Annotated in this window: 26 protein-coding genes; 22 read left to right on the top strand and 4 right to left on the bottom strand. The window is 61.3% G+C overall.

The annotated features are described in order from the left end of the window. The first annotated feature begins 21 nt into the window (after positions 1 to 21). The 10 genes from atpE (at position 22) to DXX99_RS00150 (ending at position 10,939) form a co-directional block, all read left to right on the top strand. Entirely contained in the window at positions 22 to 255 is a 234-nt protein-coding gene (atpE, locus tag DXX99_RS00195; protein WP_115791513.1) for a F0F1 ATP synthase subunit C, read from the top strand. Positions 256 to 422: 167 nt separating this feature from the next. Next, positions 423 to 908 (top strand): F0F1 ATP synthase subunit B, encoded by a 486-nt coding sequence (gene atpF / locus DXX99_RS00190; protein WP_240610754.1) that lies wholly within the window; start codon positions 423 to 425, stop codon positions 906 to 908. Next, on the top strand, positions 902 to 1,450 hold the full coding sequence (gene atpH, locus DXX99_RS00185) for an ATP synthase F1 subunit delta (RefSeq protein ID WP_115791512.1): 549 nt from the start codon (positions 902 to 904) through the stop codon (positions 1,448 to 1,450). The genes atpF and atpH overlap by 7 nt, the downstream gene beginning before the upstream one ends. Positions 1,451 to 1,467: 17 nt before the next feature. Next, complete coding sequence (gene atpA / locus DXX99_RS00180; RefSeq protein ID WP_115791511.1) at positions 1,468 to 2,991, top strand: F0F1 ATP synthase subunit alpha; 1,524 nt, start codon at positions 1,468 to 1,470, stop codon at positions 2,989 to 2,991. Positions 2,992 to 3,009: 18 nt separating this feature from the next. Then, positions 3,010 to 3,873, top strand: a complete 864-nt coding sequence (atpG, locus tag DXX99_RS00175; RefSeq protein WP_115791510.1) for an ATP synthase F1 subunit gamma — start codon at positions 3,010 to 3,012, stop codon at positions 3,871 to 3,873. 36 nt (positions 3,874 to 3,909) lie between these two features. Then, a complete protein-coding gene (gene atpD / locus DXX99_RS00170; protein WP_115791509.1) occupies positions 3,910 to 5,337 on the top strand; it encodes a F0F1 ATP synthase subunit beta in 1,428 nt (475 codons plus the stop codon). 12 nt (positions 5,338 to 5,349) lie between these two features. Then, positions 5,350 to 5,781, top strand: a complete 432-nt coding sequence (locus DXX99_RS00165) for a F0F1 ATP synthase subunit epsilon (RefSeq protein ID WP_115791508.1) — start codon at positions 5,350 to 5,352, stop codon at positions 5,779 to 5,781. 106 nt (positions 5,782 to 5,887) lie between these two features. Beyond that, the gene (spoIID, locus tag DXX99_RS00160; RefSeq protein ID WP_115791507.1) at positions 5,888 to 6,832 is read left to right on the top strand and encodes a stage II sporulation protein D; all 945 of its coding nucleotides are present in this window, start codon (positions 5,888 to 5,890) and stop codon (positions 6,830 to 6,832) included. A gap of 114 nt (positions 6,833 to 6,946) precedes the next feature. Continuing rightward, positions 6,947 to 7,231, top strand: a complete 285-nt coding sequence (gene spoIIID, locus DXX99_RS00155; RefSeq protein ID WP_115791506.1) for a sporulation transcriptional regulator SpoIIID — start codon at positions 6,947 to 6,949, stop codon at positions 7,229 to 7,231. A gap of 27 nt (positions 7,232 to 7,258) precedes the next feature. Next, positions 7,259 to 10,939: a S8 family serine peptidase gene (locus DXX99_RS00150; RefSeq protein ID WP_165847631.1), complete on the top strand. Its 3,681-nt coding sequence runs from the start codon at positions 7,259 to 7,261 to the stop codon at positions 10,937 to 10,939. On the opposite strand, the gene DXX99_RS00145 is transcribed toward DXX99_RS00150, so the two are convergent. Continuing rightward, complete coding sequence (locus DXX99_RS00145) at positions 10,922 to 11,866, bottom strand: anti-sigma factor family protein (RefSeq protein ID WP_115791504.1); 945 nt, start codon at positions 11,864 to 11,866, stop codon at positions 10,922 to 10,924. The two genes, DXX99_RS00150 and DXX99_RS00145, sit on opposite strands and share 18 nt — an antisense overlap. After that, positions 11,826 to 12,473: an RNA polymerase sigma factor gene (locus DXX99_RS00140; protein ID WP_115791503.1), complete on the bottom strand. Its 648-nt coding sequence runs from the start codon at positions 12,471 to 12,473 to the stop codon at positions 11,826 to 11,828. Before DXX99_RS00140 ends, DXX99_RS00145 begins: the two co-directional genes overlap by 41 nt. 178 nt (positions 12,474 to 12,651) lie before the next feature. Between DXX99_RS00140 and DXX99_RS00135 the strand changes: the two genes are divergently transcribed. The 5 genes from DXX99_RS00135 (at position 12,652) to DXX99_RS00115 (ending at position 15,603) form a co-directional block, all read left to right on the top strand. Beyond that, the gene (locus tag DXX99_RS00135; protein ID WP_240610753.1) at positions 12,652 to 13,371 is read left to right on the top strand and encodes a glycosyltransferase family 2 protein; all 720 of its coding nucleotides are present in this window, start codon (positions 12,652 to 12,654) and stop codon (positions 13,369 to 13,371) included. Next, the gene (locus DXX99_RS00130) at positions 13,361 to 13,735 is read left to right on the top strand and encodes a DUF2304 domain-containing protein (RefSeq protein WP_115791501.1); all 375 of its coding nucleotides are present in this window, start codon (positions 13,361 to 13,363) and stop codon (positions 13,733 to 13,735) included. The genes DXX99_RS00135 and DXX99_RS00130 overlap by 11 nt, the downstream gene beginning before the upstream one ends. Before the next feature lie 80 nt (positions 13,736 to 13,815). Then, positions 13,816 to 14,076, top strand: a complete 261-nt coding sequence (locus tag DXX99_RS00125; RefSeq protein ID WP_115791500.1) for a DUF1462 family protein — start codon at positions 13,816 to 13,818, stop codon at positions 14,074 to 14,076. Beyond that, a complete protein-coding gene (locus DXX99_RS00120; RefSeq protein ID WP_115791499.1) occupies positions 14,066 to 14,404 on the top strand; it encodes an EamA family transporter in 339 nt (112 codons plus the stop codon). Before DXX99_RS00125 ends, DXX99_RS00120 begins: the two co-directional genes overlap by 11 nt. Next, on the top strand, positions 14,401 to 15,603 hold the full coding sequence (locus tag DXX99_RS00115; protein WP_165847630.1) for a glycosyltransferase family 39 protein: 1,203 nt from the start codon (positions 14,401 to 14,403) through the stop codon (positions 15,601 to 15,603). Before DXX99_RS00120 ends, DXX99_RS00115 begins: the two co-directional genes overlap by 4 nt. Here DXX99_RS00115 and DXX99_RS00110 read toward each other — a convergent pair. Beyond that, complete coding sequence (locus DXX99_RS00110; RefSeq protein WP_134642915.1) at positions 15,581 to 15,976, bottom strand: hypothetical protein; 396 nt, start codon at positions 15,974 to 15,976, stop codon at positions 15,581 to 15,583. The genes DXX99_RS00115 and DXX99_RS00110 overlap by 23 nt on opposite strands. Positions 15,977 to 16,127: 151 nt before the next feature. Here DXX99_RS00110 and DXX99_RS00105 point away from each other — a divergent pair, with 151 nt between their 5' ends. From DXX99_RS00105 to csaB, 7 genes are all read left to right on the top strand, one after another. Then, positions 16,128 to 17,027: a heme o synthase gene (locus tag DXX99_RS00105; RefSeq protein ID WP_115791496.1), complete on the top strand. Its 900-nt coding sequence runs from the start codon at positions 16,128 to 16,130 to the stop codon at positions 17,025 to 17,027. A 112-nt stretch (positions 17,028 to 17,139) separates the two neighbouring features. Continuing rightward, a complete protein-coding gene (locus DXX99_RS00100; protein WP_115791495.1) occupies positions 17,140 to 17,598 on the top strand; it encodes a MarR family winged helix-turn-helix transcriptional regulator in 459 nt (152 codons plus the stop codon). Then, the gene (locus DXX99_RS00095) at positions 17,599 to 18,897 is read left to right on the top strand and encodes an efflux RND transporter periplasmic adaptor subunit (protein ID WP_115791494.1); all 1,299 of its coding nucleotides are present in this window, start codon (positions 17,599 to 17,601) and stop codon (positions 18,895 to 18,897) included. Between the two features lie 21 nt (positions 18,898 to 18,918). Continuing rightward, a complete protein-coding gene (locus tag DXX99_RS00090) occupies positions 18,919 to 19,581 on the top strand; it encodes an HlyD family secretion protein (protein ID WP_115791493.1) in 663 nt (220 codons plus the stop codon). A gap of 7 nt (positions 19,582 to 19,588) precedes the next feature. Continuing rightward, positions 19,589 to 21,166, top strand: coding sequence for a DHA2 family efflux MFS transporter permease subunit (locus DXX99_RS00085; protein WP_115791492.1), 1,578 nt, complete (start codon positions 19,589 to 19,591; stop codon positions 21,164 to 21,166). A 35-nt stretch (positions 21,167 to 21,201) separates the two neighbouring features. Beyond that, a complete protein-coding gene (locus tag DXX99_RS00080; RefSeq protein WP_240610752.1) occupies positions 21,202 to 21,915 on the top strand; it encodes a WecB/TagA/CpsF family glycosyltransferase in 714 nt (237 codons plus the stop codon). Next, positions 21,915 to 23,018: a polysaccharide pyruvyl transferase CsaB gene (gene csaB, locus DXX99_RS00075; RefSeq protein ID WP_165847629.1), complete on the top strand. Its 1,104-nt coding sequence runs from the start codon at positions 21,915 to 21,917 to the stop codon at positions 23,016 to 23,018. Before DXX99_RS00080 ends, csaB begins: the two co-directional genes overlap by 1 nt. Here csaB and DXX99_RS00070 read toward each other — a convergent pair. Beyond that, the gene (locus DXX99_RS00070) at positions 22,953 to 24,431 is read right to left on the bottom strand and encodes an O-antigen ligase family protein (protein ID WP_115791489.1); all 1,479 of its coding nucleotides are present in this window, start codon (positions 24,429 to 24,431) and stop codon (positions 22,953 to 22,955) included. The genes csaB and DXX99_RS00070 overlap by 66 nt on opposite strands. Positions 24,432 to 24,437 lie beyond the last annotated feature (6 nt).

Below are 24,437 nucleotides of genomic sequence, written 5' to 3'. Positions count from 1 at the left end.
CCGAGGAAGGAGGGGAAACGCGTGACGACGGGTGCTGCGGCTGCTTTGGGCATGGCGCTGGCGGCTGGGCTCGGTGCCCTCGGTGCAGCCATCGGCGACGGAATCTGCACCTCCAAGCTCTTGGAGGGTGTGGCTCGTCAGCCGGAGGCGCGGGGGCAGCTCATGACCCTCATGTTTATCTCCGTGGGTCTGATCGAGTCCATACCCATCATTGCCGTAGTAGTAGCGTTCATGCTCATGGGCAGGATTGCTTAAGAGGCGCTTTAAAAAAGCTAGAGGGGGACCCCCACCGAGGTCATCTCGGTTGGGGGCGGGAATCATCGTCAGGTTCTTTTTCGGTGGGCAGGCGCAGGTTTCGGCCTCGTCGGTGGGCTCGAAACCTGCCGCCCGCACCCTTTTGTGCGGAGGGAGGAGAAAACTTGTTGGGGCTTAATGCCACCCTGGTGATGCAGATATTCCACTTTCTGCTCCTGCTGCTCCTGCTCTGGCTGGTGGCTTACAAGCCACTCATGCGCCTCCTGGAGGAGCGGCAGAACCTCATAGCCCGGAATATCGAGCAGGCGGAAGCCCAGCAGGAAGAGGCCCGGAAGCTCAAAGAGGAGATGGAGGCCACCCTGCGCCGGGCTCGGGAGGAGGCCCAACTCATCATCGAGCGGGCTACCAAGGCCAGCGAGGAGCAGGCTCAGGCTATCTTGGATGCTGCCAAGGAAGAAGCCGGCCGCATAAAAGAGAGCGCCCTGGCGGAAATCGAGCGGGAGAAGGAGCGGGCCTTGGCCGAGCTCAAGGATCAAGTGGCCAGCCTGGCCATTTTGGTGGCCGGCAAGGTGATAAGGGAAGCTTTGCCGGAGGAGCTGCAGCAGAAGCTTGTCCAAGAGGCCATAAGTGAGGTGAAGCGGCTGCCATGCTAAAAGGGGCGGTGGCGCAGCGCTACGCTGAGGCGCTCTTCGAGTTAGCCCAGGAGAAGGGTCTCTTGGACAGAATAGAGGAAGATTTGCGCGCGGTGGAGGAGGCGCTGGCTGCATCAAGCGATCTGCGGCGGGTATTTTATCATCCCCAGGTGCCGGCGGAAGTTAAAAAGGCTATTGTCAAGGAGCTCTGGGAAAAGGACCTTCACCCTTACTCACTTAACTTCCTCAACGTGGTGCTGGACGCCCGGCGTGAGATCTTCTTCAAGGACATAGTGGCGGAGTACCGGCGCCTGCTCAACGAGACCAAGAATTTGGTCGAGGTGGAAGTGACTTCGGCCATCGAGCTCTCGCCGGAGCAGGCCTCTGCCTTGACCGAGGCTTTAAAAGAAGCGGTCAAGCGGGAAGTTACGGTTCGCTACCGCGTCAACCCCGACATCTTGGGGGGGCTGGTGGTACGCATAGGCAACCGGGTCATAGACGCCAGCGTGGCGCGGCAGTTGGAGAGGCTACGGGAGCAAATCCGTGAAATTCGGGTAGGTTAAAGGGGTGACGGGAGGAGATGAAGCTTAGGCCCGAAGAGATAAGCTCCATAATTCGCCAGCAGATAGAGAAGTACGAGGTTCAGGTCGAAGTGGCCGACGTCGGCACCGTAATTTACATCGGTGACGGCGTGGCGCGCGTTTACGGCCTGGAGGGTTGCATGTACTCCGAGCTTTTGGAGTTCCCGGGCGGCGTCTATGGAATGGCGCTGAACCTGGAGGAAGACAACGTAGGCGCTGTTATCCTGGGCCCCTACACGCATATAAAGGAAGGGGATGTGGTCAAGCGCACCGGTCGCATCGCTTCGGTGCCGGTAGGGGACGAGCTCATCGGCCGGGTGATCAACCCGGTAGGTGTGCCGCTCGACGGTAAGGGACCCATTAAGTCTCAGAAATTCCGTCCCATCGAGCGCATCGCTCCCGGTGTTATCTACCGCGAGCCGGTGAACACCCCCGTGCAGACCGGCATCAAGGCCATTGACTCCATGATTCCTATCGGGCGCGGGCAGCGCGAGCTCATATTGGGCGACCGGCAGACGGGTAAGACGGCCATCGCGGTGGACACCATCATCAACCAGAAAGGGCAAAACATGATTTGCATCTACGTGGCCATCGGGCAGAAGGCTTCCACCGTGGCCAATGTGATCGAGAAGCTACGGGAGTACGGCGCCATGGACTACACCGTGGTAGTGGTGGCTACTGCTTCCGACCCGGCGCCGCTGCTCTACATCGCTCCCTTCGCCGGGTGCGCCATCGGCGAGGAGTTCATGGAGCAGGGTAAAGACGTGCTCATCGTCTACGACGACCTTTCCAAGCAGGCGGCGGCTTACCGTGAGCTCTCGCTTCTGCTGCGGCGTCCGCCGGGGCGCGAGGCTTACCCCGGTGACATCTTCAACCTGCACTCGCGCCTGCTGGAGCGGGCTTGCAAGCTGCATCCTAACTACGGCGGTGGCAGCCTGACGGCCCTGCCCATCATCGAGACCCAGCAGGGTGACGTTTCGGCCTACATTCCCACCAACGTGATCTCCATCACCGACGGGCAGATCTACCTAGAGCCGGACCTCTTCTACGCCGGTATCCGGCCGGCCATCAACGTAGGTCTTTCGGTGTCGCGCGTAGGTGGTAAGGCACAGCGCAAGTGCATGCGGCAGGTAGCTGGTCGGCTGCGTCTGGATCTGGCCCAGTATCGCGAGTTGGCGGCTTTCGCTCAGTTCGGCACCGACCTCGACAAGGCCACGCTGGCTCGGCTGCGCCGCGGCGAGCGCCTGACCGAGCTCCTGAAGCAGGACCAGTACTGTCCCATGCCGCTCGAAGAGCAGGTCATGTCGATTTACACCGGCGTGCATGGCTACCTCGACGACCTGCCGGTAGATAAGGTGCGCGACTTCGAGGCCGAGTTCCTGAAGTTCATGCGCACGCAGTACCCCGATGTGGGGGAGTCCATCAGGAAGGAACTGGAGATCAAGCCGGAGGTTGAGGAGAAGCTTAAGCGGGCCATTGAGGAGTTCAAGAAGGACTTTAAGCTCCAGCATGGGCTGGCCTAAGAGCGGGGGTGGGAGACGATGCCCAGTCTGCGCGACTACCGACGTCGCATAAAAAGCCTGCAGAGTACCCAGAAGATCTGCCAGGCCATGAAGGCGGTGGCCACCGCCAAAATGGCCAAGGCGCAGGCGGCCCTGCTGGCGGCGCGACCCTACTCCCGCCACTTGCGGGAGGTCCTGGCGCGGCTTGCCCGCGCGGCAGGTGACGTGCGTCATCCCTTGCTGGCCGTGCGCGAGCCCCGGAAGGTTTGCTATGTGGTCATGACCGCCGACCGGGGCTTGTGCGGCGGTTTTAACAGCAACCTGCTGCGCCTGGCCATGCGGGAGATAGGCGCCTGCACGGGCGAGGTAGCTCTGATTGCGGTGGGGCGCAAGGGGCGCAACTTCTTCCGCTTCCGGCGCATGGCCATGGACGCGGAGTTCACCGGGCTGGGGGAGGAAATCCGCTTCGCCTACGCCCGGGAGATCGCCAAGGTCATTATCAACAAGTACTCGGCTGGGGAGTACGATGCGGTCTACCTGATCTACCCCCAATTCATCAACATCTTGGTGCAGCGCCCCATTGCGCAGAAAGTGCTTCCCATCGAGCCGCCGACGGAGGAGCCCAAGGCCAAAGGGCCGGAGCCACTCTATATCTTCGAGCCTTCGGCAGAAGGAGTGCTCTGCGATCTCCTGCCCAAGTACGTGGAAACGGCGATCTTCCACGCTCTGCTTGAACTCAAGGCGGGTGAGCACAGCGCCCGCATGACGGCTATGGACGCGGCCACCAAGAACACGGAAGATCTCATTGCCCGTTTGACCCTCAAGATGAACCGGGTGCGGCAGGAGAGCATTACAAAGGAGCTGCTTGATATCGTGGGTGGCGCGGCCGCACTCGAGTCCTAAACAAGTTTTCCTGGAAGGGGAGGTTGGCGAGGAAAGATGGCGGAGAAGAATGTAGGCGAAGTGGTTCAGGTTATCGGCGTAGTGGTGGACGTGCGCTTCCCTCCGGGTCATGTGCCGGAGATTTACAACGCCCTTAAGGTGGAGTTCGACGACCCCACCACCGGGGAGAAGAAGGAGCTTACCCTGGAGGTGGAGCAGCACCTGGGGAACAACGTGGTGCGGACGGTAGCCATGTCCACCACCGACGGCCTTAAGCGGGGCACCAAGGTCATCGATACGGGGGCGCCCATATCGGTGCCCGTGGGGCGGCCGGTGCTGGGGCGCCTGCTGGACGTGCTGGGCAACCCCATCGACGGCAAAGGCCCCATCAAGGCCGAAAAGTACTACCCCATTCACCGGCCGGCTCCGCCCCTGGTGGAGCAGTCCACCAAGGTAGAGCAGCTGGAGACGGGGCTTAAGGTGATCGACCTGCTGGTGCCCTTCATGAAGGGCGGCAAGATCGGCATGTTCGGGGGCGCCGGCGTGGGCAAGACGGTTATCGTCATGGAGCTCATCAACAACATCGCTAAGCAGCACGGTGGTATCTCGGTGTTCGCCGGCGTAGGTGAGCGCACCCGCGAGGGTAACGAGCTTTACCTGGAGATGACCGAGGCCGGCGTGCTGGACAAGACGATGATGGTCTTCGGGCAGATGAACGAGCCTCCGGGATGCCGGTTGCGCGTGGGCTTGACGGCTCTCTGCCTGGCCGAGTACTTCCGCGACGAAGAAGGGGCGGATGTGCTCCTCTTCATCGACAACATCTTCCGCTTCGCCCAGGCAGGTACCGAGGTCTCCGCTCTCCTGGGCCGGATGCCCTCGGCGGTAGGATACCAGCCCACCCTGGCCACGGAGATGGGCCAGCTGCAGGAGCGCATCACCTCCACAGTGAAAGGCTCCATCACCTCGGTGCAGGCCATTTACGTGCCGGCAGACGACCTGACCGACCCGGCGCCGGCTACCACCTTCGCCCACCTGGACGGTACGGTGGTGCTCTCGCGGCAGATCGCCGAGCTGGGCATTTACCCGGCGGTGGACCCGCTCGACTCCACTTCCCGCATCCTGGACCCCAAGGTGGTGGGGGTGGAGCACTACCAGGTGGCGCGAGGCGTGCAGAAAGTCCTTCAGCGCTACAAAGAGTTGCAGGACATCATCGCCATCCTGGGCATGGAGGAGCTCTCGGAAGAGGACAAACTGATCGTGGCTCGGGCCCGGAAGCTGCAGAAGTTCCTGTCCCAGCCCTTCCACGTGGCCGAGGCCTTCACCGGTCGCCCCGGTGTCTACGTGCCGCTTAAGGAAACCATCCGCGGCTTCAAGGAGATCCTGGAGGGCAAGCACGACGACCTGCCCGAGGATGCCTTCTACATGGTGGGCACCATCGACGAGGCGGTGGAGAAGGGCAAGCAGCTCCTGGCGGCGGCCTCCTAAGGGGTGAGGGTATTGGCGGAAAAGTTGCAGAAGCTGGTGGTGGTAACCCCGGCGCGCGTGGTCTTCACCGACGAGGTGCGCATGGTGGTTGCCCGGGGGGTAGAAGGGGAGCTCGGCATACTGCCCGACCACGCGCCCCTCATCACCCGCCTGAAGACTGACGTGGTGCGCATCCAGAAGGATGGACAGTGGCGGGTGATGGCGGTAAGCAATGGCTTTTTAGAAGTGAAGAACAACCAAGTGACCATTCTGGCCGATGCGGCGGAGCTGGCGGAGGAGATCGATGTGGAGCGGGCGCGGCGGGCCAAGGAACGGGCGGAGGAGCGCCTTAGGGCCCGCACGCCGGACATAGATGTGGCGCGGGCTGAAGCGGCCTTGATGCGAGCCTTAGCCCGCCTCAAGGCGGTGGAGCTGGCCCAGCGCTACCGCGGCGCGGCCAGATAGAAACTCTCAGACGCTTGCCTGAAACCGGGTTTTAAGGCCCGGTTTATTTTTTGGGTAGAGGTAGGCAAAAGGTGGCATATTGATAAAAAAAAGGAGGTGGAAGAGTTTGCGGCGGTTGGTGGGGCTAGTGCTGGTGCTTTGCGCCCTGGCAGGGCTTTTGTGGCTGGCCAAGAAGCAGAGGGAGCCTAAGATAAGCCCGCTTGAACCCAAGGAGGTACGCCTTTATCGTCACGCTACGAGAAAAGTCGAGGTTCTCCCTCTGGAGGAGTACGTGGTGGGGGTGGTAGCGGCGGAGATGCCGGCGGAGTGGCCACTGGAGGCCCTTAAGGCGCAAGCGGTAGCGGCCCGCACTTACGTGCTGCGGCGCATAGTGGCCGGAGGGGTCTACAACAACCCCCACCCGGGAGCGGACATAAGCGACGACCCGCAGAGCGGACAGGCCTACATAGACAGGGAGGAGCTCAAGCGACGGCTGGGACTCATAGACTACTACCGTTATTACCCTAAGATTCGCCGGGCGGTGGAGGAGACCAAGGGGCTGGTCCTGGTTTACCGGGGGCAGCTTATCGAGCCGGCCTATCACGCCTGCTGCGGTGGGCACACGGAGGACGCAGCGGAGATCTGGGCGGTTTCCGCTCCCTACCTCAAAGGAGTTCCCTGCCCTTGCGCCGAGGCGGAAGTGGTGAAGGAGACGCGCGCTTACGCTCTAGCCGACTTCTACCGGATCCTTCTGGGGGAGAAGGCTCTCCCTGCTCTAAAGGAAAGGACTCCCGCACTGGCGGTGACCAGGCGGAGCAGCACCGGCCGGCCCCTGGAGGTGGCGGTGGCCGGAGTGCGCCTGCCAGCCGTGCTGGTCCGGGAGCGCTTGGGCCTCAAGTCTACCCGCTTCACCTGGGAGGTTAAGGGGGAGCGGGTGGAGATCTCCACCGTTGGCTACGGGCACGGCGTGGGTCTTTGCCAGCGCGGGGCTAAAGTGCTGGCTGAGAAGGGCTACGACTTCCGGCGCATCCTGTCCCACTACTACACCGGGGTGGAGATTGTCAAGTACTAGAAAAGGCGAATACAGGCGATTGAACTGACCTAAACGCCGCTGGAACAAGCATTAGCCCCCTTTTCACGCATATAGATGTATCAAGCTCAGGGACTCGGCCCAGGAGGTAGAGGGATGCAGGACTACATCCAGCGGCGGGTTCTGGAAATCTGTGCCTATATCCTGGAGACCAAGGCTACAGTAAGGCAGGCAGCCAAGGTTTTCAACGTCTCCAAGAGCACCGTGCACAAGGACATGACGGAACGCCTTCCCTCTCTCAATAAGACCCTGGCCCGTAAAATCCGCGCCATCCTGGACCAAAACAAGGCGGAGAGGCACCTGCGTGGAGGAGAGGCCACGCGTCGCAAGTACCGGGAGAAAGCCGAAAAGGAGGAAAAAGAGGAATTTCTTCGGGCTTAGGCGAAGAGAAAATACCGGGTGATGCTAATGCGACGCCGTGGCCGGTATCTAGCCTGGCTTTTCCTCTTGGCTCCTTTATTATTCCTTTTGGCCCTGTCCGGAGGAGACAAGCCCTCTACTTCTTCGCGGGTCTCTGGGGCCGAGCAGAAAGCGGTGGCTGGCAAGGTGGACAGGCCGGAGAAAAAGCTTTCCCCTGAGCTTGAAAAGCCCGGAACCGGTCCCAAGCGGGTCACCGTCCTTTTCCGGGATGCCAGCTCTAAGGAACGCCTGGCTTCCTGGGTGAAGGAAAAAGGGGGCCGGGTGCTGCGGGGAACTGAGGGGGCGGGCACTGCTCTGGAAGTGATCCTGCCGGCGGAAGCGCTTTCCGCCCTGGCCTCCGACCCGGCGGTGGAGTGGGTAGAACCCACCTACGAGCGCCGCTTTCTCTCCGACCGGGCGGCCGGGGTGATAGCCAGCGCCCCCTTGCGGGTTCCGGGCTTTGTGCTGCCCCAAGGGCTCGACGGGAAGGGGGAAGTGGTGGGGATAGCTGACAACGGCCTGGACAAGGGAGACATAAACGACTTGCCTCCACCTTTCAGGGGGAAGGTTCAACTCTTGCGTTCCTGGGGAGGAGGGGGACTGGCCGATCCCACCGGGCACGGGACGCAATTGGCGGGCATCGTGGCCGGAAGGGGGGAGCGCTTCCCAGGTATCGCCCCCGGAGCGCACATCTACTTCCAGGCGATAGCGGGACCGGACGGCAAAACCCCCAACCCTCCGGCCGACCTAGGGGATCTTTTTGCCCCTGCCTATGCGGCGGGGGTGCGGGTGGAGCTTTGCGGCTGGGGAGGAGGAGAGGCCCGCTACGGGGCGGCCGCCTTCCAGATAGACCGCTTCTGCTACCTGCATCCCGACTTCCTGCCCGTATTCGCGGCGGGCAACGGAGGTCCGGCTCCCGGCAGCCTCACGGCCGAAGCATGCGCCAAGAACGCTTTGGTAGTGGGGGCCACAGAAAACCCCCGCCCTCTCTTCGGCACTTACGACCCCACCAAAGTGGCCGACATTTCTAGCCGAGGTCCGACCCAGGACGGGCGTCTGAAGCCTGATTTGGTGGCCCCAGGCACGGGCGTCATTGGGCCGTGTTCGCGGCTGGTCACCTCCAATCTACCGGGCAACCCCTTTTACCTCCGCGGCGACGGGACCAGCCAGGCGGCGGCGGTAGCCGCAGGCGGAGCGTTGCTGGTGCGGGAGTACTTGAAGCAGGAGGGCTACCTTTCCCCGCCGGCGGCTCTTATCAAGGCCCTTTTGATCAACGGGGCGCGGTGGCTCGGAGACAAACCCAACAACGCCACAGGCTACGGCCTGCTGGATGTGGGGGGGACGGTGTTGGCCCTGAAGGAGGGGACTTTTCGCTGGGCCACGCCGGCCAAGGGCATCTCTAGCGGCGAGAAGGTCACCTTCTGGTTCCCGGTTACCGACCCCACTCGGCCCTTAAAGGTGACCCTATGCTGGACTGATCCCCCGGCTCCGCCCGGTTCGAGCGAGGCTCTGGTGAACGACCTCGACCTGGTGGTTTACGGGCCGGGGGGGCAGCGCTTCCTGGGCAACGACTTTGAGGGCAGGGGCCTGCCCGATCACCGTAGTAATGTGGAGCAGGTGGTCATCCCTCGGCCGCTCCCCGGGTCTTACCGGATAGAAGTAACCGCTCGACGCACGGTTTCCCCTCAGTCTTTCGCTCTGGTGTACGGCCAGCCTTTGGCTCACGGGGTAGTTAAGTCGGTGGAGGGGGGCAAGCTTCTCCTTGCCGATGGCCGGACGCTTGCGCCGACCAGGGTGCGAGAAGTGGTGAACGGCGAGTTGGTCTCTTCCCCCGGTCTTCTTCCGGGAACCGACGTGTACTACCTTCCTGACGGCACGACCTATGCCGTGGTGGAAGAGAAGGTGCTGGCTCCGGCTCGCTTTTTCTCCCTGGCCCAAGGGGCTGTGGTAGGAGCGGAAACGCCGGCCTTGCAGGACGGCGGCTACTTCTTGGCGGAGGAGTGGGTGGAAGCGCAGGGGAAGTCAATCTCTCCCCGGGACTTACCTCCCGGCGTGCGAGCCAGCTTCACCGTGAATCCCCGCACTCAGGAGGCTTGGGGGGTGAAGGCTTCCTGGCGCGAGAGGGAAGGATTCCTCCTCTCCTTCAACGCGGCGGAAGTGACCCTTGTGAACCAAGGGTCCTTCCCTTTAGCCTCCGGCTTTGTAATAACTCAGAGGTCCCAGGAGGAAGGACTTGATCCCTTTGATCGCCTCTTCGGTGTTCCTCCCACCCCCAGTCTTCTCCCCGGTCTGAAGGTGCTTCTCCGGCTCGATCCTCAAACCGGCCAGGTTCTGCACCTAGAGGTCAAGCAGCGCCTGGTGTCCGGCGTCCTTGGGTCTTTCACCCCGCAGGAAGTGACTCTTACCGACGGCCGCACTTTCCCGCTTTTTCCCGGGGTCTCTCCCCCTCCCGGCCTCGCTCCCGGACAGCGCGTCGTGGGGGTGCTAGCGCCGGACAAGCCGGAGCTCTTACAGCTACGGGCCGAGCCGGCCCTCTACGGCCGCCTAATCCTGGTGGAGGGGAGAAGGGTTTATTTCCAGGATCAGTCGGGAGAGGCTCGTTTCTGGGAGCTGACACCGGAGGCCGACCTTTATCGGGATGGGGTGCGGGTAGGTCCGGTAGCGGCCCTGCCGGGTACCTTTGCCCGCCTGCTGCTGGACGAGCAGGGGAGGGTTAAGCGGGCCGACCTTCTGCGGGGAGAGGCTTCATCCTTCGAGGGCCGAATAGAAGCAGTGAGGGAAAGCAGCCTCTGGGTAGGTGGCCAAAGTTTCAGGGTGGGCGAAGGAACCATGATCCTCAAGAACGGTCAGCCGGTTTTGCTTTCCGACCTTCGGTCCGGCGAGGAAGTGAAGGTGGTGGCGGCTGCACTGGACGGGAACTACTGGGCGCTCATGGTATGTGCCTCCACTTCCGAGCCCCCTCCCCGCCTCTGGGTGAGGAACACCGGGGAAGGGCAGTGGGAAGGGTTCACCTCGGCACGGCGCCTTTACCTGATTGACGGGGGGAAACGGGTAGAGATAAGGCCGGACGAAAGGGGGTACTTCGCCTTGGCCGCTCCGCCGACAGCCCGGTTGGTGGCGGTGGACGGGGGGGTGAAGGGCTTGCGGCTGGGTGAGGCGGCCGACTTTACTCCTTTCCGGGATCTCAAGGGGCACTGGGCCCGAGATGATATCGCTGCCCTCTGGGCTGTGGGGATTTTGAGCGGCTACGAGGATGGCACTTTCCGGCCCGACAAGCCTATCACCAGGGTGGAGATGGCGGCCCTGCTGGCCCGCTTTTACGCCTTATCTCCTCCGGCTCCGAGCGCTCCTCTGCCTCCGGATGTGCCCGCCTGGGCGGCTGAGGCGGTCAAGGCGGCCTTGGCCGCCGGCTACTTCAGCCTTTACCCTGACGGGAGCTTCCATTCCTCAGAGCCTCTTACCCGCGCCGGGGCGGCGCTCGTGCTGGCCAGAAAAATGGAGATAAAAAAGACGCCTCCTCCTTCCTACCGCGACTGGGAAGAGGTGCCTCTAGAAGCGAGAGCGGCCGTAGCTTACCTCACGGCCTCAGGGATCTGGCGGGGGAGAGAAAACGACCTTTTTGCCCCCTCCGCCCACCTCACCCGCGCAGAGGCGGCGGTTCTCTTGTACCGGCTACGTTTCCTGCATTAAGCACACGGTAACGGTGTACTTGGCGGCGGCTTCCTCCAAGTCCTTAATTTGTTGCTCCAGCGCTGGACGCTCTGCCGGCGAAGCAGAGACCAACTGCACCTTAAGGTTGGCCAACTCTTGCGTCACGTCCCGGCTGCTGTTTTCCCAACTCTGCAGGCTGCCCACGCCCGCTCGGAGCAAGGCGTTGACGAAAGCTTCGCCTTCGGAATCGGGCAGGAGGAACTGCAACACCACCATTTGCTCGAAAGGCTTGACCTGGTTCACCTTCTGCCCCCCGAACTGTCGGGCTAGAGTCTCAACCTTACCTTGAGCTACTATCACATCTGCCACCTGCAGGCGCAAAAGAGTGCTCCGTACGGTCTGAGAATGGCTGAGGAAGACCCGGTTGGTAGACTCGGTTGCCCCCACTCCTTTCCCCGCTCGGGGTTCTCCCTGGTTGGACGAAAGGGAGGGAGGAGCAGGGACCGCGCTCTTTCCCGGTTTCTCGGCTTCTCCCTGCCGCTGTTGTGTTCCCTTGTCCGGGGGCGCTTCCGGCTTGCTTTCTTGCTTGGCCGGAGGAGTAGCTGGTGCTTGGCTCGTAGGCGTGCCTTCCCTTTCGGCTACTACTCTAGCCTGGGTAGGTGGGGGGAGGAAGTGCTCGCTCTTCTTGAAAAAGGCCCAGGCGCTCCCGCTGAGCAACAATAGGCCCGCGGCCGCCAGGGCCAGCCAGCGCCACCCCCGACTCCTTCTTTCTCCCCGGAGTCTATCTACCACCCGATCCTTGAAACCGGGAGGGGCAGGTGGAGCGGGCAGGAACAGGGCGCGCCGCGTCCTCTGCCACAGGCAGTAAACCTGTTGGCAGGAAGGGCAGTTGGCTACGTGCTCCCTTGCCTCCTCAGGAAGCTCCTCACTCTCCCAGATTAACCTCCTTGCTTCCTGGCAGTACACTTACCTTTCCCTCCCCCGGCAGAAGTTCCAGGCCGGCTTCTCGGGCCATTTTGACGAGGGCTTTTTGCAAAGCGGCGCGCGCGCGGTTGAGCCGCGACTTCACCGTACCCGGCGCCACCCCCAGAACGGCGGCGATCTCCTCGTAGCTCATCTCTTCCACCTCGCGCAGCACCAGGATGGCCCGGTGCTCGCGGCTGAGGCTATTTAACGCCCGTCGTACTAGGCGGATGAATTCCTTTTTTTCGGTCTCCTCTTCTGGATGCAGGTGGTTTCCGTCCGCTACCTGCCGGGGGAGCTCCCCCTCGGGAACCGATACGGGATCGTCCAGAGATAGAGTGTTGTGGTTGGCCTTCCGGCGGTGATTGAGGAAGAGGTTCACCGCTATGCGGTGCAAGTAGGTTCCAAAGTCGGCCTCGGCGCGAAAGTTCCTCAACCCCCGGTAGGCCCGTACGAATACCTCCTGGGCCAGATCCTCGGCATCGTCATGGTTTCCCGTAAGCCGGTAGCAGAGCCCATACACCCGGTCCTGGTAGGCAAGCACCAACTCCTCGAACGCCTGGTGGCAGCCGGCGCGGGCCTGCTCCAGAAGATGTCTGGTTTCTGCCAAAGGAGCTTACCTCCTCTGGGTCCGGAAAATTATCCGGACACTTATTTAGACCACCGGGGAGGGGAAAAAGTTCCCTTTCCATTATACTGGAAGGCCGGGTAAGAGAGGGAACGACGGCAGGAAGGGAAAAGGAGCGATTTCGGCGAACTTCTCCCCTGAGAGGGGGAAGATCGAGCCCGTGACGTCGATTTTGGTCATCGTTCCCGCCTACAACGAAGAGGCCACGGTGGCCCGCGTGGTAAAGGAAGTAAAAAGTTTTTTCCCTGAGGCAGAGGTTCTGGTGGTGGATGACGGCTCGGAGGACGGTACAGCGGAAGAGGCGTTGCGAGCGGGGGCCAAGGTGCTGCGCCTCCCCTTCAACGTGGGGGTGGGAGGGGCGGTGCAGGCTGGTTACCTCTACGCCCAGCGGTGCGGCTACCGGGTAGCGGTGCAGATGGACGGCGATGGGCAGCACGATGCCGCCGACCTGCCTGCCCTTTTGGCTCCCTTACTGGCGGGTGAGGCCGACATGGTGGTGGGCTCGCGCTTCTTGAATCCCCACTCTTACCGCTCTACCCCGGTGCGGCGGTTAGGCATTGTCCTTCTCCGGAAGTTGATCTCTTGGCTTTCCCGCCAGCACTTTACTGACCCTACCTCGGGCTTTCGGGCGGTGGGGCCGGAGCTCATCCGCTTCTTCGCCCGGCATTACCCTTACGAATATCCTGAGGCAGAAAGCCTGCTTCTGGCCAAGCGGCAAGGTTTCCGGCTGCGGGAGGTGCCGGTGACCATGCGCCCGCGACAGGGAGGGGTCTCTTCCCTCAGCGGTTGGCGTTCGCTTTACTTCATGGCCAAGGTACTCCTGGCGGTGGGCGTTACTGCTTTGCGGCGAAGGGAGAGGGTGGGAGCTGATGGCAAATAGCGGGCCAGTCTACTACCTTACCTTTTTTCTGGGCCTGGGCTTAGGGTTGGTGGTGCTGGAGCTAGTGCGCCGGCGCTGGCTGAGGGAGCGCTATGCCCTACTCTGGCTCCTTACCGGGCTTTTCCTCATGCTCTTCTCCTGGAAGCGCTCTCTGGTTGAAGGGCTGGCGCGCGCTCTGGGCATCTACTACGCCCCCTCAGCTTTGTTCCTCCTAGGCTTCTTCTTTTTCTTACTACTGAACCTGCAGTACGCGGTGGCTTTGTCCCGGCAAAGCGAGATGGTGGTGCGGCTGGCGCAGGAGGTAGCCCTTCTGCGCCAGGAGATCCTGGAACTTAGGGCCGAAAGTAGGCGGAGGAAGGAATGAGGGTTTACCTCTTCGGGGACCTGCCGGCGCGGCCGGGTTACCGTCCCGGCTGACCGCCTCCGGGCAAGTCGGCCGAGCTGGTGCTCGGCTATCACCTCCTGCGCCAGGCGTTGAAGAAGCGCTTCGGCGAAAGGGTAGCTCTTGTCTATCAGGAGGTACACCGTCCCGGACCTTGGGCGGAGGCCGCCACTTTAGCCCGGCGCATAGTGGAGGAAGGACTTCCCTTGCCGGTGGTGGCGGTGGGGGAGGAAATAGTGGCGACGGGGGGCCTGCCCCGGCCCGAAAAGTTGGTAGCTAGGTTGGAGAAGGCGCTGGCGGGAGGGGAGAATTTTGACCTTTAAAGATTTGCTACTAATTCTGCTCAACGCTTGTCTCTTGGTGGCCGGGCAGATCTTTTGGAAAGTCGGGGTGCAAAGAAGCGGGCTCAATTGGGTTAAGCTTTTCTTGGATGTCAGGGTGTGGGTCGGGTTCCTAGCTTTTGCTTTGGCTACCTTGATTTGGTTTCGGGTGCTGGCCAAGGTGCCGCTTTCGCGCGCTCTTCCCGTCCAGAGCGTGGCTTACGTGCTGGGCGTGCTGGCCGGTTGCCTTTTCTTCCACGAATCCTTCTCCTGGGAGAGATGGCTAGGGGTAGCTTTCATCGTGGGCGGGATCTGCCTGGTGGCGCGATGAGGGGAAAGGCCGAGATCCTTCTTATCCTTTCCCTGGCCTTAATGGTGCGGCTGGTCTTTGTTCATCATTGGGGAAGCACCCTCACCCTTAACAGTGATGATGTGGGTTACATCAACTCGGCCAAGCTGTGGTTAGAAAAGGGTGTCTTCACTTATGTTCGGCCAGCGCTGACCCTGTCGCCCGAAGAGATCCGGCCCTCGGCCTACATCACCCCCGGTTACCCCCTCTTCCTGGCTTTTTTTCTTAAGCTGGCCCCGGAGAGTCGCGCCTTGGCCCTGGCCCGCTACGCTCAGGTTCTTTTGTCGGTAGCCAGCGTTTTTTTCGTTTACCGCCTGGGGAGCAGGTGGGGAAAGGGAGAGCTGGCAGCCGCCTTGGCTGCCCTGTACCCTCCCTTTATTCTCCTCAGCGGGCTCCTTCTCACCGAGACTTTATTTACCTTCCTGCTCCTACTCTTCCTGGATCAGTGGCTTGAAGCGCGGGAGAACTCTTTTCGGTGGTTTTTGCTGGGGCTTATCGGGGGCTTAGCCACTTTAGTGCGTCCTACGGGGGTGGTGCTGGTCGGCCTGGCATTGGGAGGCTTGGCTTGGGAGATCTGGCGGAGAAAGCAACTTTTTAAGGCCCTTTTGCTGTGCCTTTTGGGCTTTTGTTTGGTTCTTTCTCCCTGGTGGGTGCGCAACTACCTCACCTTTCACCGCCTCATTTTTCTCTCCACCGGGGGAGGAAATCCCTTGCTTTTGGGGACCTACGTGGAGCTGGAGGGGATAGAGCACGGCTGGAACCCTTACTGGCCGGTGGGGCGCACGCCGGACGAGACTAGCGCTTTGCAGCAGGCTTACGCCTTGAAGCGCCTGAGGGAGGGCTTTAGCCGCCAGCCCAAGCGCTACCTTTACTGGTATACCTGGGGAAAATTTAAGCTCCTGTGGGGCAAGGTCTTTCTCTGGGGCGGGGAGGATAAGCTACCCCAAACCTTCACCTGGTGGTTTCATCGGGCTCTTCTCTTGGCGGGGGGAACGGGGCTTCTCCTCCTGCTTGTCCGGAGAGCGGAAGGCGGCGGCAAGATTTTGGCCCTGCTCGCCGCCTTCACCCTGGTGCACTTAATCACCTGCGCTTATTGCCGCTATGCCCTTCCCCTTTTGCCGGTGCTGGCTGCTTGTGCTGCTGCCTGGTGGCCCTCTCTTAGAGCTTCGCCAGCTCGATAGTCCACTCGTAGGTGGCGGAAAGGGGTGCCAGCTCACTTCCACAGTAGGGGCAAAAGCGTCCGGGGGTCTCCAGCACAAAGGCGCCGCACTTGGTGCAGATCATTTCTATGCGGCTGGGATTGAGAACGCAGCTGGCGGTGTGAGGGTCGTAGTGAACGCAGTTGCCGCAAACACGGGGAGGCTCGTGATAAATCAGGCTTTCTTTGACCTCGGTTGTAGGCTCGTAGTCGGGGCAGCTTTCCGCTCTGCTCACCTTAAAAACCCGGCGAGCCAGGGTGCTGACGCACCGTCGGCAGAGCACCACCTGCCCCCTTTTGCCCACTACCCTCTCCCCTTCAGGCGAACCGCAAAGTTGACACACGGGCTTGGTCATACTATCACCCCGCAAAAGTGAAAAGAAGAACTATCTCGTATACAGGATACCAGGATCTTCTTGCTGCTGTCAAGAGGTAAGGGAGGAGGAAAAAGACCGGCCTGGGGCGAATCTTTATAAACTCTAGAGAAGTAAGAAGGAGGGGGAGCTTGTGTCGGCGGAAGCGCGGGCTGGAGAATGGAGTCGGTGGGACAGGTTTAAGGCTTATGTGGAGGTCACCAAGCCCCGCTCGGTTTTCTTGCTGGTCTTCACTTCGTTGCCTCCCATGCTACTGGCAGCACAAAACTATCCTTTCTCTTGGGGGCAGGGCATTTTGGCTCTGTGGGCAGTCACCCTGGCCTGTGCGGGGGCCAATGCGGTGAGCTGTTACGTGGATCGGGATCTGGACGCGGCTATGATCCGCACCTGCCATCGCCCTATTCCTTCGGGGAGGATTTATCCTCCAGAAAAAGCTCTTTATTGGGGTCTGTTGCTTTTCTTTGCAAGCTTGTTTTTGGGATGGCAGCTAAATCCGGTTGCTGCCCTCTGCCTGGGCGGTGGCATGTTAGGGTACGTCGGGGTTTACAGCTTATGGCTTAAGCGGCGCTCGGCCTGGAATATCATCTTGGGGGGCTTGGCCGGAGGGCTGCCGGCGCTTTTCGGCTGGACGGCCGTAAGCGGCAGGCTCGACTTGTTGCCCCTACTCATGGCGGCTCTAGTAGTGCTTTGGATACCTAACCACATCTGGAGCTTGGCCATCTTCTACCGCGAGGACTACGCCCGCGTGCGGGTGCCCATGCTGCCGGTGATCACCACGCTGGGCAAAGCTCTGCACTGCCTTCTGCTCACCGTGGTGCTGATGGTGGCCCTCTCCCTTTATATCGGCTACCTGGGAGATTGGGGCTACATTTACTGGATAACCGCTCTCTTGACCGGTGGGGCCGCCTTGGGCTTGAGCGTGTACGTGGTTCTGCGTCCCAGCCCCCGCAGTGCCTGGCTCCTCTTTAAGTTCTCCAGTCCTTACCTCTTTTTCATCTTTCTGGCCATGATGCTCGATACCCTGTGTCGCTAAAAGATTTAAGGTTTAGCTCCTCTTTTCCCGTTGACCTGCGGGCGAGGAGGAGCTATTATTTTTTAAGCGAATAGTTAAACAGTTAAAGTATCGCGGTAAAGGGGGGTGGGGGATGGAAGAGCTGCAACGCAAAATGGAGAAACTCATGCGGCTCATGATCCGCCGGCTGGCCAGCGCTGCCGCCTTAGGAAGCGAGACCCGGCGAGGTCTGCCCTTGCTGGCGGTGGTGGCCGGGGGGCCGTACTTTTTCTTGCAGGTGCTAGCAGAAAAGGGGAGGGCTAGTGTATCGGAGATGGCGGCGGAACTGGGGGTAACCCTAGCGGCCATCACGGCGCTGGCCGGGAAGCTCAGCCGGGCCGGCTGGGTGCAGCGCACGCGCTCGGGCCCCGACCGGCGAGTGGTGTGGCTGGAACTCACTCCGGCGGGACGGGAAGTTTTGGCCAAGGCTCGGGCTATGAGGCAGGAGGTCTGGCAATCTTACTTCGGCGTTCTCTCGGCCGAAGAGAAGGATCTTTTTGACCGTCTGATAACTAAAGTGCTTCGTATGGCGGAGCAAGGAGGGGAGAGGTGAATGCGGCGTTTGGCGGCTTGGCTTGCCATCCTGGCCTTGGTCTTCCCGGTGGCTGGCTGCCGGACTTCCCCGGCCAAGGGCGGGGAAGTGCCCCAGGTGCTGATAGCCCAGGCAACGGAGGGAAGGGTGGGGCAGGTGGACGAGCTTCTGGGCAAGGTAAAGGCGGTGCAGGAGGTCAACCTGCTTCCCAAGATCCCCGGGCGGATAAGGGAAATCAACTTCAACCTAGGAGATCGGGTCAAGGCGGGTCAGGTGGCCTTCACCTTGAGCGTGCCCGAAATCGAGGCGGCGGTAGCCCAGGCGCGAGCGGGGGTAAAGCAAGCCCAGGCGGCGAAAGCGATGGCTGAGGCGAGCTTGGCCCAGGCGGAGCTGCAGGCGGAGCAGGCCAAGGCGGGGCTTGACCAGGCCCGGGCGGCTTTGCAGCAGGCTCAGGAAAGCTTCCGCTTGGCCGAGGAGAACTACAAGCGCGGCCAGTTCCTGCTGGCTCAAGGGGCCATCGCCAAAGCCACCTTCGAGAAGGATTTTGAAACTCCTTACATCAACGCCAAAGCGGCGCTGGAGCAGGCCCAGAGCGGTCTGGTCCGAGCAGAAGCGCTTTACAAGCAGGCGGCGGATAACCGGGACAGAATAGTGCCGGCCCAAATAAGGCAAGCCCAAGCGGCCGAGGAAGCGGCGCAGGCAGCGCTGGCGGCGGCCGAGGCTAACTTGGCTCAGGCGGTGGTGGTAAGCCCCATCGACGGTTACGTGGTTGCCCGCAACGCCGAGGTAGGGGAACTGGTGGGTCCCCAGATGCCCATGCCCGTCCTGACCGTAGCCCAACTCGACCCCATTCTGGTCGAGGTAATGGTGCCTGAGGACAAGATAAACCAGGTGAAGGTGGGGGAGAAGCTGGCGGTGCGCTTTCCGGCGCTGGAGGAGCGGGTTCTGGAAGGTAAAGTCAAGCACGTAAGCCCGGCCAGTGACCCCCGGACCAAAGGGTACACGGTACAGGTCGAGCTTTCCAACCCCGACCTGAAGCTCAAACCCGGCATGGCAGCGGTGGTCCTCCTGGGTGGCGAGAAAGGGGTGCTCGTCCCCCGCGAGGCAGTCACCTGGCGCCAGGGAGAGCCGGTGGTTTTCACACTGAAGGGTAAAGAAGCCCAGCCTCAGAGGGTATTGCTGGGTCCTTCCGACGGCCGGTGGGTGGTGGTGCGCGAAGGGATAAAAGCGGGAGATTGGGTGGTGGTTACGGGCCAAGACCGACTAGGCGACAAGGGCGGTAAAGTGGAAATTGCTGGTAAGTGGCAGGTAAGCCGGTAGCGGAAGGGGGCATAGCGGCAGATGCCTAAGCCTAAAGCGGCCTTTGTAGCGGTACTGCTTTTCTTTTTGCTGACCATAGGAGGAATAGGCTTTTATTACTGGTACCAAAATGCCCACTACGTGACCACCGAGGACGCCTACGTGGATGGCCCCATGTGGCGGCTGGGCCCTTCCGTGGCGGGTAAGATAGCCTCCATTCCGGTGAAAGAGGGAGACCAGGTGGAGCCGGGACAGGAAATTTTGCGCTTGGACAACCGTTCCCTGCCTCCTGGGGCCGACCCCGACCTGGCCATCGTGCGTTCCCCGGTGAAAGGGATAGTGTTGAAAGTGAGCGCCCGCCCGGGGGAAGTGGTAGGAGCAGGACAGCCGGTCGTCCTGGTGGGAGACCCGCGGCAGTTCTACATCACGGCCAACGTGGATGAAAGCAAGATCTGGCGGGTTCACCCGGGCCAGCGGGTGGTGGTTCGCATAGATGCCCTTCCCGGCCGGGTTTTTGAAGGAAGGATAGCGGAAATCAACACCGCGGTGGCTTCCACCTTTTCCCTGATTCCTACCCGCAGCACCAGCGGCAGCTTCGTTAAAGTTTCTCAGCGGGTTCCGGTGAAGATCTACCTGCTGGATGCGAAAGGGGCCGACTTGCGCCTGGGCGAGAGTGCCGAGGTTAAGATCTTTGCACGGGAGTAGATCGGGCATGGAAGAGAAGCGGGCCTTGCCCTGGAGTTCCCTAGGAGTTCTGGTGCTCGGAACCTTTATGGGGGTTCTCGACTCCAGCATCGTCAACGTGGCTTTGCCCCACCTCATGGCTCTTTTCAGCGCCACGGAAGACCAAATCCAGTGGGTCATGACCATCTATCTGCTCGTGGGCGGGATGGTCATACCCGCTGCCGGCTTCTTGGGAGACCGCTTCGGCTACAAGAAGGCCTACCTGGGCAGTGTACTGGCCTTCGTTTTGGCTTCGGCGCTCTGCGGCCTTTCCTGGAACACCACTTCCATCATTGTGGCCCGGGCTATCCAGGCTCTGGGCGGCGGCATGGTCATCCCCTTGAGCATGGCTTACCTCTTCCGCATCTGGCCCCGGGAAAAGATAGGGGTAGCCACCGGACTCTGGGGGATGACCATGACCGTGGCTCCGGCCATCGGCCCCACCTTGGGGGGCTACCTCGTCGACTATGTCTCCTGGCACTGGATCTTCTATATCAACCTGCCCATCGGCATCTTCACCGTTCTCTGGGGATGGCTGGTCCTGGAAGAGACTCCTGTCCAAGAGGATCTGAAGCTCGACTGGCCGGGCCTTTTCTTGGTGGCAAGTTCGGCTTTCGCCCTACTTTTGGCTCTGAGCAAGGGGCAGGACTGGGGCTGGACTTCACCCAGCATTGTTTTCCTCATCGTCGGCGCCCTCTTCGGCACCCTGCTTTTCATCCTCTGGGAGCTGAGTGTACCCAACCCGGTGCTGGACGTGCGGCTGATCTTGAACCCCACCTTCATGGCCAGCTTGGTGGCTAGCAATCTGACTTCCATCGCCCTTTTTGTCGGGATATTCTTGGTCCCCCTCTTTTGCCAGAACATCCAGGGCTATTCGGCCATGCAGACGGGCCTTATCCTGATGCCAGCGGCCTTGACCACTGCCTTTTTCATGCCGATAGCGGGAAAGCTCTTCGACACAGTAGGGGCGGTTTTTCCCGGCCTTTTGGGCATGAGCATAGTAGCTGCAGTTACCCACGCCCTTATCCATCTGACAGCGGACATGCCCATCCACCATCTGCAGCTTTTGCTCTGTATTCGCAACGCCGGGCTGGCTCTGGCCATGATGCCTCTCATGACCGCGGGTATCAACACCATCCCGACGGCGCGCACGGGGCAAGCCACCGCCATAGCTTCGGTTACTCGCCAGGTAGCTGCCTCCTTCGGCATAGCCCTGGTGAGCTATGTCCTGACCAACCGCATGGCCTTTCACGCGGAACGCCTGGCGGAAGAGGTGAGTCTGACCAACCCCCTGGGCTACCACTATTACACCCAGTTCAAAGGCCTGGTGGCGGGGATGGGCGGGGGCGACGGATTGGCGCAGACCTTGCTTGCGGGGATCGCCCAAAAGCAGGCCATGGTGCTGGCCATGGGGGATGCTTTCTGGGTGGCCCTGTGGCTGGTCTTTCTCGCCTTTCCCTTCATTCCTTGGCTTACGCCGCGGCGGGTAAAGGAAGAGCTTAAGCGACAGGAGGAGCGGCTCGAAAGAGAAGAGGTTTTGTTCGCTTCCCGTCGAACCTCTAACTAGGTATGGGGGAAAGAGTAGTCATTTTAGGGGCCCCGGTGGATCCGGTGACCCTGGAAGAAGCGGTAGGGAAAATCTTCTCGCTTTTGCAGAAGGGGGGAAGCCACCAGATCCTAACCCTCAACCCTGAGTTTCTTTTCCGAGCCCAGAAGGAGAGGGATCTTCTGGAAATCGCCTGGAGGGCCAGTCTGGTCACGGCGGACGGTGTGGGAATACTCTGGGCGGCGCGCCAGCTGGGCTTTTCCTTGCCCGAGAGGGTGGCGGGGATAGATTTGATGGTGGCCCTTTGCCGGCGAGCAGCGGCTGAGGGTCTAAGGGTATATTTCCTTGGGGGCAGGCCCGGGGTGGCGGAAGAAGCGGCGCAAAAGCTTCTCCAGCGCTTCCCCTCCCTCAAGGTAGCGGGCACCCAACACGGTTACTTTACGCCGGCGGAGGAGCCGGAGGTGCTGGAGCGGGTGCGCCGAGCTTCTCCCCACTTTCTCTTTGTAGGGCTAGGCTCTCCCCGCCAGGAGCGCTGGATAGACCGGCACAAAGAGGAGCTGGGAGTGCCGATCCTCATGGGGGTAGGGGGAAGCTTCGACGTTCTGAGCGGGCGCGTAAAACGGGCACCACTCTGGTGGCAGAAGATGGGGCTGGAGTGGCTGTGGCGTCTGATAAACGAGCCGCGGAGGCTGGGGCGCATGACCTCTCTGCCGCGCTTCGCTTGGCGGGTCTGGCGCTCAAGAAAAGGAAAGAGCGGGGGAGTTGGGTAGTGCCCAGGGTGCTAATTTCCGGATACTACGGTTTCGGCAACTGCGGGGACGAAGCCATGCTCCTGGCCATCATAACCCAGCTTAGAAATGCGCTCCCCGAGGTAGATATCGTGGTGCTTTCCGCCCGACCGGCGGACACGGCGCAAAACTTCGGGGTGAAGGCTGTTCCCCGGCGCCATTTGGCTTCCGTCTGGCGGGAGCTTTGCCGGGCCGATCTTCTGCTGAGTGGGGGCGGCAGCCTCTTCCAGGACGTAACCAGCAGGGGCAACGTGCTTTATTACGCCTTGCTCGTCTTGGGGGCCAAGCTCTTGGGCAAAAAGGTTTGCCTCTACGGGCAGGGTATAGGGCCGCTCAGCCGTTTCTTCAGCCGCTGGTTGGTGAAGCAGGTGGTACGCCTGGCCGATCTCGTCACCTTGCGCGATGAGGACTCGGCTCTGGAGTTGGAAAGGCTTGGGGTAAGACGCCCCCTCTACGTTACCGCCGATCCGGTGCTAGCCTTGGAAATGGGAGGGAAGAAAGAGCAGGGAAGGGAGATACTCCGCCAGGCGGGGGTGGGAGAAGGCAAAATCCTGGGAATTTCCTTGCGCCCCTGGCCGCGGGTAGAAGAGGCCCGGGAAGCGGTGGCGGACCTGGCCCGACATCTGCGGGAGGAGGGCTGGCAGGTGGTGCTCGTGCCCTTCCATCCCGACGACATCCAGATTCTTTCCCCTCTAAGGGAAAAGATCGAGGGGGCGGTCTTATTATCGTCCGGGCTTTCTTTCCAGGAGGCTGTGGGGGTTCTGTCTCACCTCACCTGCGCCGTAGGCATGCGGCTTCACTTTCTGATCTTTGCCGCCATGGCCGGGGTACCTGGAGTGGGCTTGAGCTACGATCCCAAAGTGGATCGTTTCATGAACCAGGTGGGCCTACCTTCCCTGCCGCTGGCTCCTCTTTCGGCCGAGGAACTCCTGCGAGCAGTTAAAGGGCTGCTGGCCGAGGAAGAAGAGGTGCGCTTGTGGCTCCGGCAGCGCGTGGCCGAACTTTCCCAGCGAGCGGCGTTAGATGCGCGGCTGGTGGCGCGCCTTCTCACCAGTGATAAAGGGAAAGGAGAGAAGCACCCCTAATAGAAGCCAGAAGAAGGTACTCATGAGAGGGGTTTCGAACACGTTTTCCACCGTATTGTGCAGGAGTACGGCGCTTAAGCCTCCCAGATAAGCGGCTGCCCAGAGGCGGTGGTTCCCTTCCAGCCGCATGACGACCTGGTAGGCAGCCCGCCAGGCAACGACGATGAGCCATACGAAGACACCTAGGCCTATAAGGCCGCCCTCGGCGGCGGTCTTCAGATAGAAGTTGTCCACGTAGAAACTGCCGGGGATGGAGCGGGCGGCTACGGCTCCGCCGAAGCGCCCCCATCCCTCTCCTGCCAGGGGGTGGTGCTGAAGCTTCTCCAGAGCGGCCTGCCAGCGGATGAAACGCCCTCCCCGCTGGCTGGAGACGTAGTAGCTGTAAGAAAAGAGGTAAAGGAGGCGCTGGGCCACACTGGGGAAGACGAGAGGGGTGGCTCCGGCGGCTACCGCCAGCCCCCAGATGAGCGGGGGATAAGAAAGCAGGCCCAGGAGGACGAGCCCCAGGACGGCACTAAACCAGGCTCCCCGCGAAAAGGTGAAGATGAGGGCCAGGGCCAAGGCGGAAGTTACGGCCAGGTAGAGTAGGCGGCTGTAGCGATGGCCAGCGGTAAGGAAGCCAGCCACGCCCAGGGGTAGAACCAGGCTTAACAGCGAACCCAGTATGTTGGGACTCTTGACTAGGGAGAAGGCGCGTGTCCTTATTTCCCTCTCGGCCTGGTCGACCCACTCCGGGGGAATGGGGACGCGGTTTATGTACTGCCAGATGCCGTGGCAGGCCAGGACGGCCGTGAAGAGAAGGAGGCATAGGGAGAAAAGGTGAAGCTGGCGCTCGTCGTCAAGCAGGTAAAAGCCTACCCAGAACCAGAGGGCGTACTCCAGGTAAATGCGCAACCCCTCAAAGGCTATGCCGAGGTCAGGGGAGCGGACGAAGAAGAGGAAAATGTAAACGGCGAAATAGACGGCCAGGGGAAAAGCTATGGGGTTGGGGCGATAAGCTTCTTTACCGCGCAAGAGGAGCTTGGCCGCCACCAGTCCCAGGCCGAGTATAAGGGCCGCTTCCTTCCAGCCGCCTGCTACACTTCCTACCGGCTGGCCGTAGCGGATGAAGTAGTCGATTATGGGGTAGGCGGTGAGCATCAGCAAGAGGTAATAGCTTCTCGGTTCGCTCCAGCGCAAGAGGCTGCTTCCGGCGGCCCAGGGGAGAGGAGGCGTCCCTTCCTCCCAGCGTACCCGCCAGGAATGGGGCGCCAGCTTGGCCAGAGTTGCCATGACCAGGGAAGCCTTTCCTTCCCAGAAGGGCCGAGCGGCCAGAAAGCGGGCCAGCCGGCTGCTCTGCCAGGCACGACCCAGGAAATTTTGCATCCGGGAGAGCAGACTTCCCTGCCACCAAGAGGAAAGGGTGGAGGTCAAGGGAAT

This window comes from Ammonifex thiophilus (assembly GCF_003368535.1).
Taxonomy (GTDB): domain Bacteria; phylum Bacillota; class Desulfotomaculia; order Desulfotomaculales; family Ammonificaceae; genus Ammonifex; species Ammonifex thiophilus.
This window is presented reverse-complemented; position numbering and strand designations above follow the sequence as displayed.